The 16,783-nt window shown below is 70.9% G+C and carries 15 protein-coding genes and 2 tRNA genes; 11 read left to right on the forward strand and 6 right to left on the reverse strand.

Annotated elements, in window-relative coordinates:
* Positions 1–87: 87 nt before the first annotated feature.
* From ASD06_RS03870 to ASD06_RS03895, 5 genes are all read left to right on the forward strand, one after another.
* Positions 88–597 (forward strand): hypothetical protein, encoded by a 510-nt coding sequence (locus ASD06_RS03870; protein ID WP_056673489.1) that lies wholly within the window; start codon positions 88–90, stop codon positions 595–597.
* 608 nt (positions 598–1,205) lie between these two features.
* The gene (locus ASD06_RS03875; protein WP_056673492.1) at positions 1,206–1,436 is read left to right on the forward strand and encodes a hypothetical protein; all 231 of its coding nucleotides are present in this window, start codon (positions 1,206–1,208) and stop codon (positions 1,434–1,436) included.
* A gap of 104 nt (positions 1,437–1,540) precedes the next feature.
* Positions 1,541–2,059, forward strand: coding sequence for a hypothetical protein (locus ASD06_RS03880; RefSeq protein WP_157371491.1), 519 nt, complete (start codon positions 1,541–1,543; stop codon positions 2,057–2,059).
* 17 nt (positions 2,060–2,076) lie between these two features.
* A complete protein-coding gene (locus ASD06_RS03885; protein ID WP_056673497.1) occupies positions 2,077–2,517 on the forward strand; it encodes a hypothetical protein in 441 nt (146 codons plus the stop codon).
* A 639-nt stretch (positions 2,518–3,156) separates the two neighbouring features.
* Positions 3,157–4,287, forward strand: a complete 1,131-nt coding sequence (locus ASD06_RS03895; RefSeq protein WP_056673503.1) for a site-specific integrase — start codon at positions 3,157–3,159, stop codon at positions 4,285–4,287.
* 116 nt (positions 4,288–4,403) lie between these two features.
* Here ASD06_RS03895 and ASD06_RS03900 read toward each other — a convergent pair.
* Positions 4,404–4,474, reverse strand: a tRNA-Gly gene (locus ASD06_RS03900).
* A 95-nt stretch (positions 4,475–4,569) separates the two neighbouring features.
* Here ASD06_RS03900 and ASD06_RS03905 point away from each other — a divergent pair.
* Together ASD06_RS03905 and tig are read left to right on the forward strand one after the other, a co-directional pair.
* A tRNA-Pro gene (locus ASD06_RS03905) sits at positions 4,570–4,646 on the forward strand.
* 145 nt (positions 4,647–4,791) lie between these two features.
* Positions 4,792–6,141 carry a trigger factor gene (gene tig / locus ASD06_RS03910; protein ID WP_056673506.1) on the forward strand — a complete coding sequence of 450 codons (1,350 nt, stop codon included), beginning with the start codon at positions 4,792–4,794 and terminating at the stop codon, positions 6,139–6,141.
* 65 nt (positions 6,142–6,206) lie between these two features.
* Here the strand turns inward: tig and ASD06_RS03915 are convergent, their stop codons facing one another.
* Positions 6,207–6,902: an MOSC domain-containing protein gene (locus ASD06_RS03915; RefSeq protein ID WP_056673509.1), complete on the reverse strand. Its 696-nt coding sequence runs from the start codon at positions 6,900–6,902 to the stop codon at positions 6,207–6,209.
* Positions 6,903–7,105: 203 nt separating this feature from the next.
* On the opposite strand from ASD06_RS03915, the gene ASD06_RS03920 reads away from it, so the two are divergent.
* The 4 genes from ASD06_RS03920 (at position 7,106) to ASD06_RS03935 (ending at position 10,560) form a co-directional block, all read left to right on the forward strand.
* Positions 7,106–7,681 carry an ATP-dependent Clp protease proteolytic subunit gene (locus ASD06_RS03920; protein WP_056673697.1) on the forward strand — a complete coding sequence of 192 codons (576 nt, stop codon included), beginning with the start codon at positions 7,106–7,108 and terminating at the stop codon, positions 7,679–7,681.
* Between the two features lie 47 nt (positions 7,682–7,728).
* The gene (locus tag ASD06_RS03925) at positions 7,729–8,409 is read left to right on the forward strand and encodes an ATP-dependent Clp protease proteolytic subunit (protein ID WP_056673513.1); all 681 of its coding nucleotides are present in this window, start codon (positions 7,729–7,731) and stop codon (positions 8,407–8,409) included.
* A 176-nt stretch (positions 8,410–8,585) separates the two neighbouring features.
* Positions 8,586–9,869, forward strand: coding sequence for an ATP-dependent Clp protease ATP-binding subunit ClpX (gene clpX / locus ASD06_RS03930; RefSeq protein WP_056673516.1), 1,284 nt, complete (start codon positions 8,586–8,588; stop codon positions 9,867–9,869).
* Positions 9,870–9,876: 7 nt separating this feature from the next.
* Positions 9,877–10,560 carry a hypothetical protein gene (locus ASD06_RS03935; RefSeq protein ID WP_056673519.1) on the forward strand — a complete coding sequence of 228 codons (684 nt, stop codon included), beginning with the start codon at positions 9,877–9,879 and terminating at the stop codon, positions 10,558–10,560.
* Positions 10,561–10,576: 16 nt separating this feature from the next.
* Here the strand turns inward: ASD06_RS03935 and ASD06_RS03940 are convergent, their stop codons facing one another.
* From ASD06_RS03940 to ASD06_RS03955, 4 genes are all read right to left on the reverse strand, one after another.
* A complete protein-coding gene (locus ASD06_RS03940; protein WP_157371492.1) occupies positions 10,577–11,488 on the reverse strand; it encodes a hypothetical protein in 912 nt (303 codons plus the stop codon).
* A 152-nt stretch (positions 11,489–11,640) separates the two neighbouring features.
* On the reverse strand, positions 11,641–13,122 hold the full coding sequence (locus ASD06_RS03945; protein WP_056673525.1) for a bifunctional diguanylate cyclase/phosphodiesterase: 1,482 nt from the start codon (positions 13,120–13,122) through the stop codon (positions 11,641–11,643).
* 160 nt (positions 13,123–13,282) lie between these two features.
* Positions 13,283–15,871: a valine--tRNA ligase gene (gene valS, locus ASD06_RS03950; protein ID WP_056673528.1), complete on the reverse strand. Its 2,589-nt coding sequence runs from the start codon at positions 15,869–15,871 to the stop codon at positions 13,283–13,285.
* Between the two features lie 55 nt (positions 15,872–15,926).
* A complete protein-coding gene (locus ASD06_RS03955) occupies positions 15,927–16,619 on the reverse strand; it encodes a hypothetical protein (RefSeq protein ID WP_056673531.1) in 693 nt (230 codons plus the stop codon).
* Positions 16,620–16,783 lie beyond the last annotated feature (164 nt).

Here is a 16,783-nt window from a genome sequence, read left to right on the forward strand (position 1 = left end):
ACACCACGAGAGGGGTCCACTTTCACACGACGCCAGGGGGTCCGTTTTCACCCGTCGTTGACACCAGCCACCGGCGCAGGTGGCGGCATGGTGAAGCGAGGACGCCCGGTCGACCCCGCCGTCTACGCCGACGTCATGGCCGCCGCTCTCGTCGCCTACCGCGTGGACGTCGGCTACGCGGTCGCGATGGCCAGCCGGGCGTCCGTGATCATCCGGAAGAGGCTCGTCTACGAGGTCCGGGCTCAGATCCGCGAAGCCGTCACCGGCGCCATCCAGGAGTGCTCCTGCCGCCCGCAGTTCCGCTGCGACGTGCCAGAGGCGTGCGGTCTCGGTTCGTGCCCTTTCGCCTCTCCGGACTTCGCCGACGTCACCACCCCGGCGACCTCGGTGTCGGCCAAGAGCGGCAAGACGTTCCACCGGCCGCAGCCCGGCCTGGGCCCCCGCTCGTTCGGCGTCGAGCCGCTCATCCGCGAGACGGCAGCCAAGCTGCTCACCAGCCACCTGAGGAACCCTGGCCGGGCGAGGGAGCGTGACGGCTCACCTGGGCCGCTCTCTGAACCCTCCGGAGGAGTTCAGCCCCTCGGCTGGGGGCAGTAGGGTCCAGCCGCCCGCTCCTGTAGGCGCTCAGGGGCGGCGCGCCCACCGACGTTCAGCAACTGGTCACTCGTGTGCACTCGGTCGTCATCCACTCAGTCACGAGCCAGCGCAGCGCGACCAGCACGAGAGCAAGGAGCGCGAGCACAACAACAACATGTATGAGAGCGCTAACGCCCATGCAAAGCGCTGACCAGAGTCGCGACCGCAGCCTCTTGGCTGACCGGCCATCTTGTGACCGACCTGACTCCTTGAGGCCAGTGCCATCCGCAACGCTCATCGCGGCCTCGTCCAGATCGCTTCGCTCGAGCCGATGTCCACGCATGCATGGGCCGGTGGCGTCCGATGCTTCGGCACTGGTCGGCTGTCGGCTGTCTGCCACGTTCGTGGATCGACCCATTCAAGATGAACTTGAGTTCCAGTCAACGCGCCATTGCGGGCACCGATACGGATGGCTCCGCTGCCGATCCGCGGTGAGCGACCGCGCGGCTCGCGTCCAGCGCCCACCCGCCATCGGCCTCGACGCCTCTGCGAGGTGCGCGGGTCGGTCGGCGCTGATGGAGCAGCACACACTCCGAGGTCTCGACGGGCCAGCATCCGATAGTCCCGGCATGACGCTCTGGCTCAACTCCGCAGCCCTTGCCCGCTCGCGCCTCTCCCGCCGCGACGTGCTGGCCCTGACGAGCGAGGGGTTCGGCAGCCGCGCCTACGAGCCCAGCGACGAGCCCGAACTCCTGTTGGCGGACCTCGGCGCGCCGACCGTCATCTACGTAAGCCAGCAGGTCGACCGCTACAGCGCCATGTGGCAGGCGCTCAACGGCCATCACCCGATGGACGACTGACCATGTCCACGCCCTGCACCGTCTGCCGGCTTCCAGCCATCCCGCGAGCGCGGGTGGTCGAGCTGCACCGCAGCGGCGAGACCCTGCGGAGCATCGCGGCCACCATGACCGCCGAGGGCCACAGACTGTCGAAAGACGCTATTGCCAGACATATCGGGCGCTGTACCGCACCGCATGATGAGGTCGACCTGGCACCGGACCCGGCTGGCCTCACGGTCGCTATCGCCGCCCGCGACGCCCTGAAGGGCTGGCCCTCGATCGCTCGCCGCCTCGCCGAACGGCTCTACGCCGACGGCGCGGACGCCGCCGCTGACATCGTCGCGTCATCGCTGCCGGAGACCATGCACTCCACCACCACGCGCATCGTCGGGACGCCGGTCCAGCAGCGGCTGGAGGCTGAAGCGCTCGCTGCGTCGTGCGCCGCCGTGCTGGGGTCTCACCCACAGGTCGCTCGCGACATCGCAGCGAGCCTCCGCGCCCGTGGCGCCCTCGACCTGGCAGACGGCTTCCTGCGCCTCGCCAGCGACTCCGAACGTGCTCCGCGGCCCCCGGCGTCCGCCGACCTCAAGCCGAGGCCCGAGGGATCCGCCTCGCCACGGCCGTCCGCCCTCGGGCCTCACTAGACACACAAGGAGCAGTCATGACCAAGATCGCGCAGTCACAGGGCGAGACCGGGGTGATGGTGCACTTCCTCGGCACCGTCGCCGTCCACACAGGCATGGGACCGGCCCAGGTGTCCATCCTGTGCGAGCACGGCAGCGAATTCCTTCTCACCGCCGAGATCATCGCCGCCAACCGGGGGAGGGATGGCCGCTGGCGTCTGCTTGAGCTGCTCGGAGACGACGAGGGCCAGCGACGAGAGTTTGGCCGAGTGTTGATGCGCCCCGGCCCGTGGCCGACCGGCGTGGAACGTATCGAGCCCGGCTCCTTCGCCTGGGACCAAGCACGCGCCGATGCCCGCGCCGCCGCCAATACCCTGCCGACCGAGCGCGAGCGCACCGAGGCCCTCGCCAAGGTGCGAGCGAAGTACGGCATCGACCCGTCTGCCTGCTCGCGCACGCTCGGCTACGTCAACCGGTGACTTCCAACAAGGCGGCCACGGCCCGCTTCCGAGACGACGTCATCGACTACCTGCGACGGCACGGCCATCCCGAGGCCGCCCGGCGACCCGAGCCCAAGGAGCCCACCCCCGCCGACCGCCTCGCTCTCCCGGCGGGTTCCATCGTCCTCGACGCACCATGGACGATCCTCGTCCGTAACGAGCGGACCATGGACCTGTCCGGAGCCCTGACCTCCGCAGCGAAGGCAGCAGCCCACGACGGCCACCAGTTGTACGGCTGCATCCAGCATCGCCGTGGCCGCTCGGTCGAGGACGCATACGTGACGATGCCGCTGCGCGTCTGGAGCGCGTGGACCAACGGGGTCATAGCGCAGGCCGCCGCCAACGCGCCGTCCTCGGTTCCGTGTCCTGCTACGCCACCAGCCACGGCAGCCCTGATCCGAGCGAGCGTTGCGCCTCCGCACTCCTGAATTGGTGACCGCCGCGCTCATGTGAGACATGTTGCGCCAGTAAGGCTTTGGCGTACACAAGGCAACCAACGCGGGTAGAATTGGTCATGTACCGACTACTCACGATCAACCACCGCTCGCGCTGTCGGCCTAGCCTCGGCGGACAACTTCTCCGCTCATCGGTAGTAAGCAAGATGAGCGAGGAAACCGAGTGACCACCCCACGCAAGCGCCGACGCTTCGGCTCCGTCCGTCAGCAAGCCAACGGCCGATGGCAAGCCCGCTACAAGGGACCGGACGGCCGAGAGCGTCAGGCAGACCGCACCTTCCCGACCCGCCGCCAGGCCGAGGTCGAACTCGACGCCATCGAGCAGCGCATGCGCACGGGCCGCTGGTTCGACCCCAAGGACCAGGCGACCCGGCTCTCCGAGTACGCCGAGCGCGTCATCGCTGGGCGGACCCTAGCCGTGCGCACTCGCGAGCTGTACGACGACCTCCTCCGGCTGCACATCGTGCCCGTGTTGGGCGACTACCCCATCGGGAAGGTGCGGCCAGCCGACGTTGAGCGCTGGCGCGCTGGCCGGCTCAAGGTGACAGGAAAGGCCCGTACCCGCCAGGCCTACGCGCTACTGCGCTCGGTGTTCCGCGAAGCGGTGGACGACGGCCTCGTCCCCAGCAACCCCTGCCGCATCCGTGGGGCCGGCGTCGCCAAGGCGCCCGAGCGCCCCTACGTCGCACCTAAGGAGGCCGCCGCGCTCATCGCCGCCATGCCCGCCCATATGCACGTGATGACCACCGTCACCCTGTTCGGGCACCTGCGGCTGGGGGAGGTGCTCGGGCTCCGCCGAGGTGACTTCAACCCGGACGCCCGCACCCTTCGCGTCGAGCGGCAGTTGGTCCGCCTCAAGGACGGGTCGACCCAGATCACCGACACCAAGACGGGGCAGGCTCGGACGGTCACGCTCCCGCCAGGAGTCGCCGCCGACCTCGCCGAGCACCTGGCCGCGAACCTCGCCCTGCCCTCGGCTCCGATGTTCACCCACCCGAGCGGCCTTCCACTGGCCCGCCATCACATCGGTCTCGCTTGGCGCAAGGCTCGCGCCGAGGTGGGTCTGCCGACCGTTCATTTCCACGACTTCCGGCACGCCGGACTGACGTACGCCGCCCAGGCCGGAGCGACCCTCAAGGAGCTGCAGGCGCGGGCCGGGCACCGCACGGTCGCAGCGAGCATGGTCTACCAGCACGTTGCCGAGAGCCGTGACGTCGAGATCGCTAACCGGCTGTCCGCGTTCGCCGTGCCGCTGCCCAAGGCGGCCGGCTCGGAGGCGAACTCCACGCGTTAGTGGCTCTCCGGTGGCTCTGCCCCTGTCCGGCACCTCAGCCGCTCGACGGAGCCAAGCCACGGTTGCGCAGTGTTTGCCCAGGTGAGAGAGCGTGGGAGCAGCGTCTCCGATCAGAGAGCGGATGACGGGAATCGAACCCGCGTAGCCAGTTTGGAAGACTGGGGCTCTACCATTGAGCTACATCCGCGTGCGGTCCGGTCGACGTCAGTCGTCGTCCGGAGCGGTCCGCCGTCCCAGGGTACCGGCCTCGCGGTCGGCTTCGGACGACGGTCGGCGCGCGGGCGGGGTGTGGCGCAGTTTGGTAGCGCGTCCGCTTTGGGAGCGGAAGGCCCCCGGTTCAAATCCGGGTACCCCGACCAGCACGACCCCAGCACGATCCGACCAGCACGATCCGACCAGCACGATCCGACCAGCACGATTGGGTGGGCGCGCGCGGCGCCGATAGCATGGTCGATCGCGTGCCCGATCCCGCCACGCCGATCGCAACCCCAGGAGACCAGCGCAGTGAAGAGTGCCGTCGAGAACCTCAACCCCACCCGGGTGAAGCTCACCGTCGAGGTGCCGTTCGACGAGCTCAAGCCGAGCCTGGACGCCGCCTACAAGACCATCGCGACGCAGGTGCAGATCCCCGGGTTCCGTCGGGGCAAGGTGCCGGCGCGCATCATCGACCAGCGGGTCGGCCGTGGCGCCGTCCTGGAGGAGGCGATCAACTCCGCGCTGCCCACCTTCTACGGTCAGGCCGTCGAGGAGGCCAAGATCCGCCCCCTCGGCCAGCCCGAGGTCGAGATCACCGAGGCGCCCGACCCGGCGTCGGACGGTGACCTGAAGTTCAGCATCGAGGTCGACGTGCGCCCCGACGTGCAGGTGCCCGACTTCTCGACCCTCAGCGTCACGGTCGACGACGTCGCCGTGGCCGACGACGACGTCGACGCCGAGATCACCGCGCTGCGCCAGCGCTTCGGCACCCTCGTGGGTGTCGAGCGCGCCGCCGCTGAGGGCGACTTCGTCTCGATCGACCTCAAGGCCGACATCGACGGCGACGAGATCGACGCCGTCACCGGGGTGTCGTACGAGATCGGCAGCAAGAACATGCTCGAGGGCCTCGACGAGGCGCTGGTCGGCATGAGCGCGGGGGAGACCAAGACCTTCACCGCGCCGCTCGCGGGCGGCGACCGCGAGGGTCAGGACGCCGAGGTCACCGTCACGGTGCAGTCGGTCAAGGAGCGCGAGCTGCCCGAGCTCGACGACGACTTCGCCCAGCTCGCCAGCGAGTTCGACACCCTCGACGAGCTCACCGCCGACATCCGCGGCCAGGTCGAGCGCGCCAAGAAGATGCAGCAGGGCGTGCAGGCCCGCGACAAGGTGCTCGACGCCCTGCTCGAGGCAGCCGACATCCCGGTGCCGCCGGCGCTGGTCGAGGCCGAGGTGCACTCGCACCTGGAGAACGAGAACCGGCTCGAGGACGACGAGCACCGCGCCGAGGTCAGCGAGAACGCCACCAAGGCCCTGCAGGCGCAGTTCCTGCTCGACGCCATCGTCGAGCAGGAGAAGGTCTCGGTGACCCAGCCCGAGCTCGTCGAGTACCTCGTGATGAGCGCCCAGCAGTACGGCATGTCGCCCGACGCCTTCGCCAAGGCGGTCGACGAGGCCGGCCAGGTGCAGGCCATGGTGGCTGAGGTCGCCCGCCGCAAGGCGCTCGCCGTCGCGCTGGAGCAGGCCAAGGTCACCGACGAGAGCGGCAACACCGTCGACCTCGAGGCCCTGCGCCCGCAGGCCGACGAGGTGGCCGACCTCGAGCAGTCCGACGAGGAGTCCGACGAGGACGCCGACGAGGACACCGAGCACACGCACTGAGCATCACCGCACCAGGGCCCCGGACGACGTCCGGGGCCCTTCGCGCGTCCGCGGCTGGCGAGTGGTCAGTCGAGGAGCGTGACGGTGTCGCCCACGGCGAGGGTGCCTGCGGTGACGACGTCCGCCATCGCCCCGAGCCGGACGTCCCGGGCGCCGAGCGCCTTGAGGTAGCGGCTGTCGCGCGGGAGGCCGGGCTGGCCCGCGTTCACCATGACGCAGCGCGGCATGCCCGCCCCGATGGTCAGCTCGACGCCGCCGAGCCGCAGGCGACGGCCCTGCCAGGCGTCTTCGGCGAAGGTATCGCCCTCGACGTCCACCACGACGTTGGCGCGGGCCCGGCGGGGGTCGACGCCGTCGCCGACGAGGTCGCTCCAGGCCCGCAGCGACCCGGTCGTCACCACGTGCACCGGGCACTCGTCGTGGTGGCGCACCGTGGTCTCCTCGCGCACGGTCACGGGGGTGCCGAGCAGGTCGCTCAGGCGCGCCGCCGTGGCCGGGTCGTCTCCGGCCAGCTCCTCGCCGCCCGGCAGCACCACGACGAGTTCACCGTCGACCACCCGGGAGGCGAGGTCGAGCAGGCCGTCCACGCGGCGGAAGCGGCGCGTGGTCTTGCCGCTGCCGATGCCGCCGTCCTCCAGGTAGACCCCCCAGCGCCGGTCGTGCGCGAGCCCTCGCGCCGTGACGTCGGCGGCGTCGAGCGACTCTCCGCCGACCGACTTGAGGGGGTAACGGTGCAGGGAGAGCACGCGGCCGACGTCCATGGCAGGACCCTAGAGGCCCCTCCGGGCCTGCTGCGCTCACGGCGAACACGCGGCCGTCCCGGGAGTGGACCGTCGGGGGGCGACGTTAGGGTCCATGCAGGACGGCGACGGAGCCACCGCTTCGAGCCGGCAGTCACTTTGAGGATCGGGAGAACAGCGTGAGCGAGTTCGGCACCGTCACGGCCCAGGGGCCCGCGCAGGGCATGGGCCTGGACGACTCCATCTACAACCGGCTGCTGAAGGAGCGCATCATCTTCCTCGGCTCCGAGGTGCGCGACGAGAACGCCAACGCGATCTGCGCCCAGCTGCTGCTGCTGGCGGCCGAGGACCCCGAGCGCGACATCTGGCTCTACATCAACTCGCCCGGCGGGTCGGTCACGGCCGGTATGGCGATCTTCGACACGATGCAGTTCGTCAAGCCCGACGTCGCCACCGTGGCGATGGGCCTGGCCGCCTCGATGGGGCAGTTCCTGCTCTCCGCGGGCACCCCGGGCAAGCGCTACGCGACCCCGCACGCGCGGATCATGATGCACCAGCCGTCCGGCGGCATCGGCGGCACCGCGAGCGACATCAAGATCCAGGCCGAGCAGATGCTGCACATCAAGCGACAGATGGCCGACCTGATCGCCCAGCACACCGGCCAGACCCTCGAGCAGATCGAGCGCGACTCCGACCGCGACCGCTGGTTCACGGCCGAGCAGGCCAAGGAGTACGGCTTCGTCGACCACGTCGTCGAGAGCGCCAGCGAGGCCCGCGAGGGCGGCGGCACCGACCGCTGACCCGCCCCTCGACCACACCCTTCGAACGATCAGGAGACTGAAGCGCGATGAGCGTCCCCACCCCGTACGACGGCGGTCTGCGTCTGCCGTCCGGCCGACTGGCCGCCCCCGGCCCGAGCAGCCGCTACATCCTTCCCCAGTTCGAGGAGCGCACGTCCTACGGGATGAAGCGGCTCGACCCCTACACGAAGCTGTTCGAGGACCGCATCATCTTCCTCGGCGTGCAGGTCGACGACGCCTCGGCCGACGACATCATCGCCCAGCTGATCGTGCTGGAGTCGCAGGACCCCGACCGCGACATCCTCATGTACATCAACTCGCCCGGCGGATCGTTCACGGCGCTCACCGCGATCTACGACACGATGCAGTACGTCCGTCCCGACATCCAGACGTACTGCCTCGGCCAGGCCGCCTCGGCCGCGGCCGTCCTGCTCGGCGCCGGTGCCAAGGGCAAGCGCTACGCCCTGCCCAACGCCCGCGTGCTCATCCACCAGCCGGCGATGGCGGGCGGCGACTACGGCCAGGCGAGCGACATCGAGATCCAGGCCAACGAGGTGCTGCGCATGCGCACCTGGCTCGAGGACACCCTGGCGCTGCACACCGGCCGCACGACGGAGCAGGTGCGCACCGACATCGAGCGCGACAAGATCCTCACGGCCGACCTGGCCAAGGAGTACGGCCTCATCGACGAGGTGCTCGCGAGCCGCAAGGCCTCCGCGCAGGAGTGAGCCGGCGTCCGGCGTCGGTCCCCGCGTGCGGTCGTCCGCTCTTGGCGTACACGGCTGACGCGGGGCCCGACACCAGGCTTCAATGAAGAGGGTGCCGCCCCGGGCGGGGTACCGTCGCTGGACCAAGCAGGACGTTCCGCCCGGGACGACAGCAGTGATCGAGGGAGGACCCCCACGTGGCGCGCATCGGTGACGGTGGTGACCTGCTCAAGTGCTCTTTCTGCGGGAAGAGCCAGAAGCAGGTCAAGAAGCTGATCGCGGGCCCTGGGGTCTACATCTGCGACGAGTGCATCGACCTGTGCAACGAGATCATCGAGGAGGAGCTCGCTGAGACCAGCGAGCTCGGCCTCGACGAGCTGCCCAAGCCGCGCGAGATCTTCGACTTCCTCGAGCAGTACGTCGTGGGCCAGGAGCCCGCCAAGAAGGCGCTGGCGGTCGCGGTCTACAACCACTACAAGCGCATCCAGGCCGGTGAGCCCGCCCGCAAGGGCGACGAGCCGATCGACCTGGCGAAGTCCAACATCCTGCTGATCGGCCCCACCGGCTGCGGCAAGACGTACCTGGCGCAGACCCTGGCGCGCATGCTCAACGTGCCCTTCGCCATCGCCGACGCCACCGCGCTCACCGAGGCCGGGTACGTCGGTGAGGACGTCGAGAACATCCTGCTCAAGCTGATCCAGGCCGCTGACTACGACGTCAAGAAGGCCGAGACCGGCATCATCTACATCGACGAGGTCGACAAGATCGCCCGCAAGAGCGAGAACCCGTCGATCACCCGCGACGTCTCCGGTGAGGGTGTGCAGCAGGCGCTGCTGAAGATCCTCGAGGGCACCACCGCCTCGGTGCCGCCGCAGGGTGGGCGCAAGCACCCGCACCAGGAGTTCATCCAGATCGACACGACGAACGTGCTGTTCATCGTGGGGGGTGCGTTCGCCGGGCTCGACAAGCTCATCGAGCAGCGCGCGGGAAGGAAGGGCCTCGGCTTCGGTGCCCAGTTGCACACCGCTGCAGACCCCACGGCCGACTCCTACGCCGACGTCATGCCCGAGGACCTCATGAAGTTCGGGCTGATCCCGGAGTTCATCGGCCGCCTGCCCGTCATCACGACGGTCTCGAACCTCGACCGCGACGCGCTGGTCAACATCCTCACCCAGCCGCGCAACGCGCTGTCGAAGCAGTACGTGCGGATGTTCGAGATCGACGGCGTCGAGCTGGAGTTCACCGACGACGCGCTCGAGGCGGTGGCTGACCAGGCCATCCTGCGCGGTACCGGCGCTCGTGGCCTGCGCGCCATCATGGAGGAGGTGCTGCTGCCGGTGATGTTCGACGTCCCCAGCGACGACGGCATCGCCCGCGTGGTGGTGACCAAGGAGGTCGTGCTCGACAACGTCAACCCGACGATCGTCCGGCGCGACACCCCGGAGCCGCGCAAGCGCACCCCGCGCGAGAAGTCCGCCTGAGCCGGTCGTGACCCGCGTCGCCCTCGAACGCGGGCGGACGTGGACGTTCGCCGCCGCCCTCGACTGGCCCGGCTGGTGCCGTCGGGCCAAGACCCGCGACGGCGACGAGGCGGCGCTCGAGGCGCTGCTCGCCTACGCCGGCCGGTACGCGCTCGTCGTCGGCGAGGAGTTCGCGCCCGGTGACCTCGAGGTCGTCGGCGCCGTCGCCGGCGACACCACCACCGACTTCGGCGCCCCGGCCGTGGCCGGTCCCTGGGACGACGTCTCCCTGACCGGTGCGGACGCCGCGCGCCAGGCCGACCTGCTGCAGGCGTGCTGGACGGCGCTCGACCACGTCGCCGAGAGCTCGCCGGAGGAGCTGGCCAAGGGTCCCCGCGGCGGCGGCCGCGAGCGCACCGCCATGCTCGACCACGTCCGCGAGGCCGAGCGCGCCTACGCGCGCAAGCTGGCGATCGCCGTCCCTCCTCGCACGCCCTGGCCCGAGCAGCGGGCGCTCGTCGACGCAGCGGTGCGCTCGGGCGGCACGGGCGGCGCGTGGCCCCTGCGCTACGGCGTGCGGAGGATCGCGTGGCACGTCCTCGACCACGCCTGGGAGATGCAGGACCGCACCCCCCCCATCCCCCGTGATCATGCACGCCAGACCACCCCACCCGCCGTGATCATGCACGCCAGACCACCCCACCCGCCGTGATCATGCACGCCAGACCTCACCAGCGGCGCAGGACGATCTGCGGCTCCAGCCCGAGCAGCTCCCCGACCGTCCGCTCGAGCCGCAACGACTGACCCCAGACGTGACCCCGGTGGAAGCCGACGACCTGCCACCCGAACTCCCGGTGCAGTCGGTCGCGGCGCTCGCCGTCGGCCCGCTGCTGGGCGGCGGTGGAGTGGAACTCCTCGCCGTCGTACTCGAAACCCACCCGGCGCGCCGGGTCCCCGAGGTCCAGTCGGTACACCTGCCGCCCCGACGCGTCGAGGATCGGCACCTGGGCGCACGGTCGAGGGAATCCGGCGTCCAGGATGCGCAGACGCAGCCACGACTCACCGAAGGACTCCGTGAGCGGCTCGCCGTAGCCGATGAGCTCGCGCGCCTGCGCGGCGCCGCGGTGGCCGGCGAAGCGTTCGAGCTCGCATGCGGCCTCGGCCAGGTCGACCAGCGCGAGGTGCGCCGCGCTGTCGATGGCCGCGAGGGCCATGGGCCGCGGCAGCCAGCGGGCCAGGTCGAGCACCGTCCGCAGGTCGCTCGTGCGCGGCAGCACGAGGTCGTCGACGACGTCGTGGGACGCCAGCGGCGCGGCGTAGCAGCGCAGGCCGGCTCGGCGCACCGGGGTGCGTCCGGCGGGAACGACGCACTCGACGACGGGCAGCGCGTCCTCTGCGAGGCTCCACACGCGCCCCATCCCGCGCAGCCAGGCCACGGTGCTGCGGCAGAGGACGCCGCCCGGCGGCAGCACCAAGGCGGCCGCTGCCGCTCGGGTCTGGACGTCGTCCGGCGCGTTCGCGTCGACGTAGACGCGGTGCAGGACCTCGCGAACGGTGCCGGCGGTCACGAGTCGGTGGGCTCGGCGTCCCGTCATCTCTCGGGCGCGCGCGGCGAGGAAGGGGTGTCCGTCATTGAGCACCCTGGCAGCGTCGTGCACCACGACGTCTGGCCGTGCGCGTCATCCACAGGGGTGGTCTGGCGTGCATGATCACGGCGGGTGGGGTGGTCTGGCGTGCATGATCACGGGCGGGGAGGGGGCAGGCGGGGAGGGGGGCAGGGGGGAGAGGGCGGTCAGGCGGGGAGGGTGGCCCCGTCGGTCGAGTCCTGGGTGTCGCTGGGGTCATCGGCGACGGCGGGACGGCGCAGCCGGCCCGCCGCGTGCTCGCTGGCCCACTCGAGCACCTCGGCCGCCACCATGGGGCGGGCGAACCAGAAGCCCTGCAGGTCGTCGCAGTCCATCTCCGACAGCCGGCTCGCCGTGGCCTCGGTCTCGACGCCCTCGGCGACGATCGTGAGGCCGAGGCGGTGGCCGAGCTCGATGATCGAGGTGACGACGGCGTCGTCGTTGGGGGAGCGCTCGAGCGCGGTGATGAACTGGCGGTCGATCTTCAGCTGGTGCACGGGGAGCCCGCGCAGCTGGCTCAGGCTCGTGTAGCCGGCGCCGAAGTCGTCGACCGACACCTGGATCCCGCGGTCGCGCAGTGCCTCGACGACGGCGCGTGCGGTCTCGGGGTTGTCGGTGACGGCGCTCTCGGTGATCTCGAGGACGAGCAGCTCGGCTGGCCAGCGGTGCAGGGCCAGCACCTCCTCGACGATGCCGAGCAGGCCGAACTCGAGCGACACCGGCGAGATGTTCACGGCGATGGACGCCTCGAGCCCCTGCGCCCGCCACCGCGAGGCGTCGCGGACGGCGGTGAGCAGCACCCAGCGCGTGAGGGCGTGGATCAGGCTGGTGCGCTCGGCGATCGGGATGAACTCGGCCGGCAGCAGCAACCCGCGCTCGGGGTGCTCCCAGCGCAGCAGCGCCTCGAAGCCCGCGAGCTCGTGGCCGGTGGCCCGGATGACGGGCTGGTAGCGCACGTGCAGCTGGTCGTCGAGCATCGCCTCACGCAGGTGGGCGAGGGTCTCGAGCCGGTCGGTGGAGTGGTCGTCGTAGGCCGGGTCGTAGGTCGCGACACCGGACCGCGAGCGCTTGGCCTGGTACATCGCGACGTCGGCGTGCTGCATGAGGTCGTTGAGCGTGCGGCCGTCCTGCGGCGCCACCGTGACGCCGATGCTGGCGCGGATGTCGATCGAGACACCTCGCGTGCGGAACTCGTTGAGCGTCAGGGCGCCCAGGATCCGCTTGGCCCGCACGCTCGCGCCCGACATGTTGATCGGGCCGCGGATCAAGATCGCGAACTCGTCCCCACCCAGCCGGGTCACCAGCGAGTCGCTGCCTGCCCCGGCCACCAGCTGATGGGCCACCTCCACCAGCACCTCGTCACCGGCGACGTGCCCCAGGGTGTCGTTGACGTCCTTGAACCCGTCCAGGTCGACCAGCAGCAGGGCGGGGCCGTGGCTGCCGTTGCCGTCGAGGTCGTCCAGCCCGGCGAGCACCTGCTCGGCCGCCTCCGCGAGCAGCGTGCGGTTACCCAGCTGGGTCAACGGGTCACGGCGCGCCACCCGCTCGCGTTCGCGGTCGCGCAGCACCAGCAGCACAGCAAGGGCAGCGGCGGACGCGACCGCCACGACCACGCAGACGGTCGTGACGACCAGAGCGATCCCACCCATGAGCCCGGTCCCTCCGCAGGACGCGTCCGCGGGACGCTCCCGCCGACCTCCGGTGCATCGGCAGGCTCGATGGTGCTCTTGAGTGACGATCTCCAGTCACGTTGGGCCGTCCGAGTGATGACCGCGGGTGACGCGGTGAACGACCCGGTGACGGCCGGACCTACAACGCGGCGCCCGAGCGCGAGCCGGCGTCCTGCTCACCGAGCTGGACGTCGGTCACCGTGGGCTCGCCCTCGCCGCTCACCAGCTCGAGCTGCTCGATGCGCCCTGTGGCCCGCAGGTCGGCCTCGGCCGCGCGCAGCCGGGGCAGATCGGCGTCCGTGGCGGCGATCACCGCTCGGGTCACCGGGGTGCGCTGCGAGACCTTGGCCTGCGACTTGGCACCTCGCACGCCCGCCAGCGCGGCCGACACGACGGTCAGCAGGGCGGCGTCGCCGTCCGTCACGGCGGGCACCGCGCGCTCGAGCTCGGCCACGGTCGGCCAGGCGCTGCGATGCACCGAGCCCTCCTGCCACCACGACCACGCCTCCTCGGTGACGAACGGCATGATCGGTGCGAGCAGGCGCAGCTGCACCGACAGCGCGGTGGCGAGCGCGGTGCGCGCGGACGCCGCACCCGGCCCGTCGCCGTACGCGCGCTCCTTGACCAGCTCGAGGTAGTCGTCGCAGAAGGTCCAGAAGAAGCGCTCGGTGGTCTCCAGAGCCCGCGTGTAGTCGAAGGCGGCGAACGCCTCGCCGGTCTCGCGCACGACGTCGGCCAGCGCGGCCAGCATCGCCGTGTCGAGTGGCTCGGTGACCGGCCCGGCGTCCAGGCTCGCACCGGCGCCGAGCACGAACTTGCTGGCGTTGAGCACCTTGATGGCCAGGCGGCGGCCGACCTTCATCTGGCTCTCGTCGAACGGCGAGTCCATGCCGGGGCGGGCCATCGCCGCGCGCCAGCGCACCGCGTCGGTGCCGAACTTCTCGAGGATCTCGGTGGGCACGACGGCGTTGCCCTTGGACTTGCTCATCTTCTTGCGGTCGGGGTCGACCACGAAGCCGGAGATCATCGAGCGGGCCCAGGGCAGCGACCCGTTCTCGTAGTGGGCCCGCACCACCCGGGAGAACAGCCAGGTGCGGATGATCTCGTGGGCGTGGGTGTTGAGGTCCATCGGGAACGTGCGCGCGAACAGGTCAGGGTCACGCTCCCAGCCGCACGCGATGTGGGGCGTGAGGGACGACGTCGCCCAGGTGTCCATGACGTCGGGGTCGCCGACGAAGCCGCCGGGCACGCCGCGCTGGTCGTTCGTGAAGCCCGGTGCCGGGTCGGACGACGGGTCGACCGGCAGCGCGGACTCGTCGGCGACGATCGGCTCGGAGTAGTCGATCTCACTGGCCTGGTCGAGGCGGTACCAGACGGGGAAGGGCACGCCGAAGAAGCGCTGTCGGCTGATCAGCCAGTCGCCGTTGAGACCGCCCACCCAGTTCTCGTAGCGGTGGGCCATGAACTCCGGCACGAACTTGAGCTCGCGCCCGCGCTCGAGGAACGTCGCCTTCAGCTCGGGGTCGCGCCCGCCGTTGCGGATGTACCACTGCCGGCTGGTGACGATCTCGAGCGGCTTGTCGCCCTTCTCGAAGAAGTTCGCCATGCGCTGAGTGGGCGTCGGCTCACCCTCGAGGTCGCCGCTGTCGCGCAGCGCCTGCACCACGGCCTCGCGCGCCGAGAACGTCGTCCTGCCGGCCAGCTCGCCGTACAGCTCGCGGCCGGAGTCGGTGGGCAGCCACTGCGGCACGTCGCGCAGGATCCGCCCGTCTCGCCCGACCACCGCGCGCGTGGGCAGCTGCAGCTCGCGCCACCACAGGACGTCGGTCAGGTCACCAAAGGTGCAGCACATGGCGATACCGGCGCCCTTGTCCATCTCCGCCGCGGGGTGCGCCAGCACGGGCACCTCGACGTCGAACAGGGGCGTGCGCACGGTGGTGCCGAACAGCGCCTGGTAGCGCTCGTCGTCCGGGTGGGCGATGAGCGCCACGCAGGCCGCGATGAGCTCAGGCCGGGTCGTCTCGATGTGGACGTCGCCGGCCGGGCCGTGGAAGGCGACGCGGTGGTAGAAGCCGGGGTACTCGCGCGCCTCGAGCTCGGCCTGCGCGACCGCGGTCTGGAACGTCACGTCCCACAGGCTGGGCGCCTCGCTCTGGTAGGCCTCACCGCGGGCGAGGTTGCGCAGGAAGGCTCGCTGCGCCACCGCCCGGGAGTCGTCGCTGATCGTCTCGTACTGCGTCGACCAGTCGACCGACAGGCCGAGGTGGCGCAGCAGCTCCTCGAACGCCTTCTCGTCCTCGACGGTGAGGCGGCTGCACAGCTCGATGAAGTTCGGCCGGCTGATCGGCACCTGCTTCTTGGGGTCGGGCTTGGCCGGCGGCTCGAAGTCGGGGTCGTACGGCAGCGAGGGGTCGCAGCGCACGCCGAAGTAGTTCTGCACGCGGCGCTCGGTCGGAAGGCCGTTGTCGTCCCAGCCGATGGGGTAGAAGACCTGCTTGCCGGTCATCCGCTGGTAGCGCGCGATGAGGTCTGTGTGCGTGTAGCTGAACACGTGCCCGACGTGCAGGCTGCCGCTCACGGTCGGCGGGGGAGTGTCGATCGAGAAGACCTGCTCGCGCGGCGCCGTCCGGTCGAAGGTGTAGGTGCCCTGCTCGGCCCACGCGGCTACCCAGCGGCTCTCGAGTCCGTCGAGGGTCGGCTTCTCGGGCACCTGGGGCGTCGTCGGCATGCGTGGGATTCTCCCAGATCGGCGCCGGTGCTCTCGACCCGGTTTGCCCGCGGGGTCAGGGGTGGAAGTCGATGACGTCCGCGAGGTCGACCCAGTCGTCGCCGACCTGCACCTGGGGCGGGCGGCCGTCGAGCTGGCGCAACGCCCCGAGGACGCCGGTGCTGCCGTCGCCGTTGCCGGTCAGCTGCTCGCTACCGGTCGAGGCGACCGCCACGACCAGGGCCCGGCTCCAGGCGTCCAGCTCATCGGACGACGGTGCCGCGGTCTTGCCGGACGCCGCCCCCGCCGCCTGCCCTGCTCCTGACGCTGCTGCTGCGCGTGTGGTGGCGAGCAGCGCCAGGTAGGCCTGCAGGACGGCGGCCCGGCTGCGCAGCTGCTCCTGCGTGGCGTCGGCGCGTCCGCGCACGTCGTTGGCGACGATGTAGGCGATGCCGAGCACCACGGCGGAGGTGAAGACGGGCAGCCCGATGCCGACGCTGCGCTGCAGGATCTTCGGCAGCGCCTCGAACTGCGCGAGCAGGGCGGTGAGGGTGGCTGCCCCGACCCCGGCCGTCGACCACCACTTGGCTGCCGCGGACATGCCGGTCTTGATCACCGCCACGCTGTCGGGCGTCCCGCGGAGCGCGCCGACCTGGTCCGCGCCCGCTGTCGGCAGCAGCTGCCAGAGCTTCAGCAGCTCGGCTGCCGGGCCGCCGACGTCCACCGCGTCGGCAGCGACGAACGAGCCGGGTAGCTGGGTGTCGGCCATGCGGACCTCCTCGCCGGAGCGCAGGGTCGTCGTGTCGGCAGCCCGCTGCCGTCCGGTGTCGCTGACCGACGCTAGCGCCAGCGGATGGGCGGTGTCCGGCGTTCCGGGACATCCGAGGCACGCCGGATATGCCCGCGACGCCCCGCGCGGTCGCTCGCTACCAT

Origin of the sequence: Angustibacter sp. Root456, from assembly GCF_001426435.1 — a bacterium.
Lineage (GTDB): Bacteria > Actinomycetota > Actinomycetes > Actinomycetales > Angustibacteraceae > Angustibacter.

Coding starts and splice junctions, on each gene's coding strand:
- ASD06_RS03920 (WP_056673697.1), top strand. CDS start 7,106: ATGGGCCTGGACGACTCCATCTACAACCGGCTGCTGAAGGAGCGCATC.
- valS (WP_056673528.1), bottom strand. CDS start 15,871: ATGCCGACGACGCCCCAGGTGCCCGAGAAGCCGACCCTCGACGGACTC.
- ASD06_RS03925 (WP_056673513.1), top strand. CDS start 7,729: ATGAGCGTCCCCACCCCGTACGACGGCGGTCTGCGTCTGCCGTCCGGC.
- ASD06_RS03915 (WP_056673509.1), bottom strand. CDS start 6,902: ATGGACGTCGGCCGCGTGCTCTCCCTGCACCGTTACCCCCTCAAGTCG.
- ASD06_RS03945 (WP_056673525.1), bottom strand. CDS start 13,122: ATGGGTGGGATCGCTCTGGTCGTCACGACCGTCTGCGTGGTCGTGGCG.
- ASD06_RS03875 (WP_056673492.1), top strand. CDS start 1,206: ATGACGCTCTGGCTCAACTCCGCAGCCCTTGCCCGCTCGCGCCTCTCC.
- ASD06_RS03955 (WP_056673531.1), bottom strand. CDS start 16,619: ATGGCCGACACCCAGCTACCCGGCTCGTTCGTCGCTGCCGACGCGGTG.
- ASD06_RS03880 (WP_157371491.1), top strand. CDS start 1,541: ATGACCGCCGAGGGCCACAGACTGTCGAAAGACGCTATTGCCAGACAT.
- ASD06_RS03870 (WP_056673489.1), top strand. CDS start 88: ATGGTGAAGCGAGGACGCCCGGTCGACCCCGCCGTCTACGCCGACGTC.
- ASD06_RS03885 (WP_056673497.1), top strand. CDS start 2,077: ATGACCAAGATCGCGCAGTCACAGGGCGAGACCGGGGTGATGGTGCAC.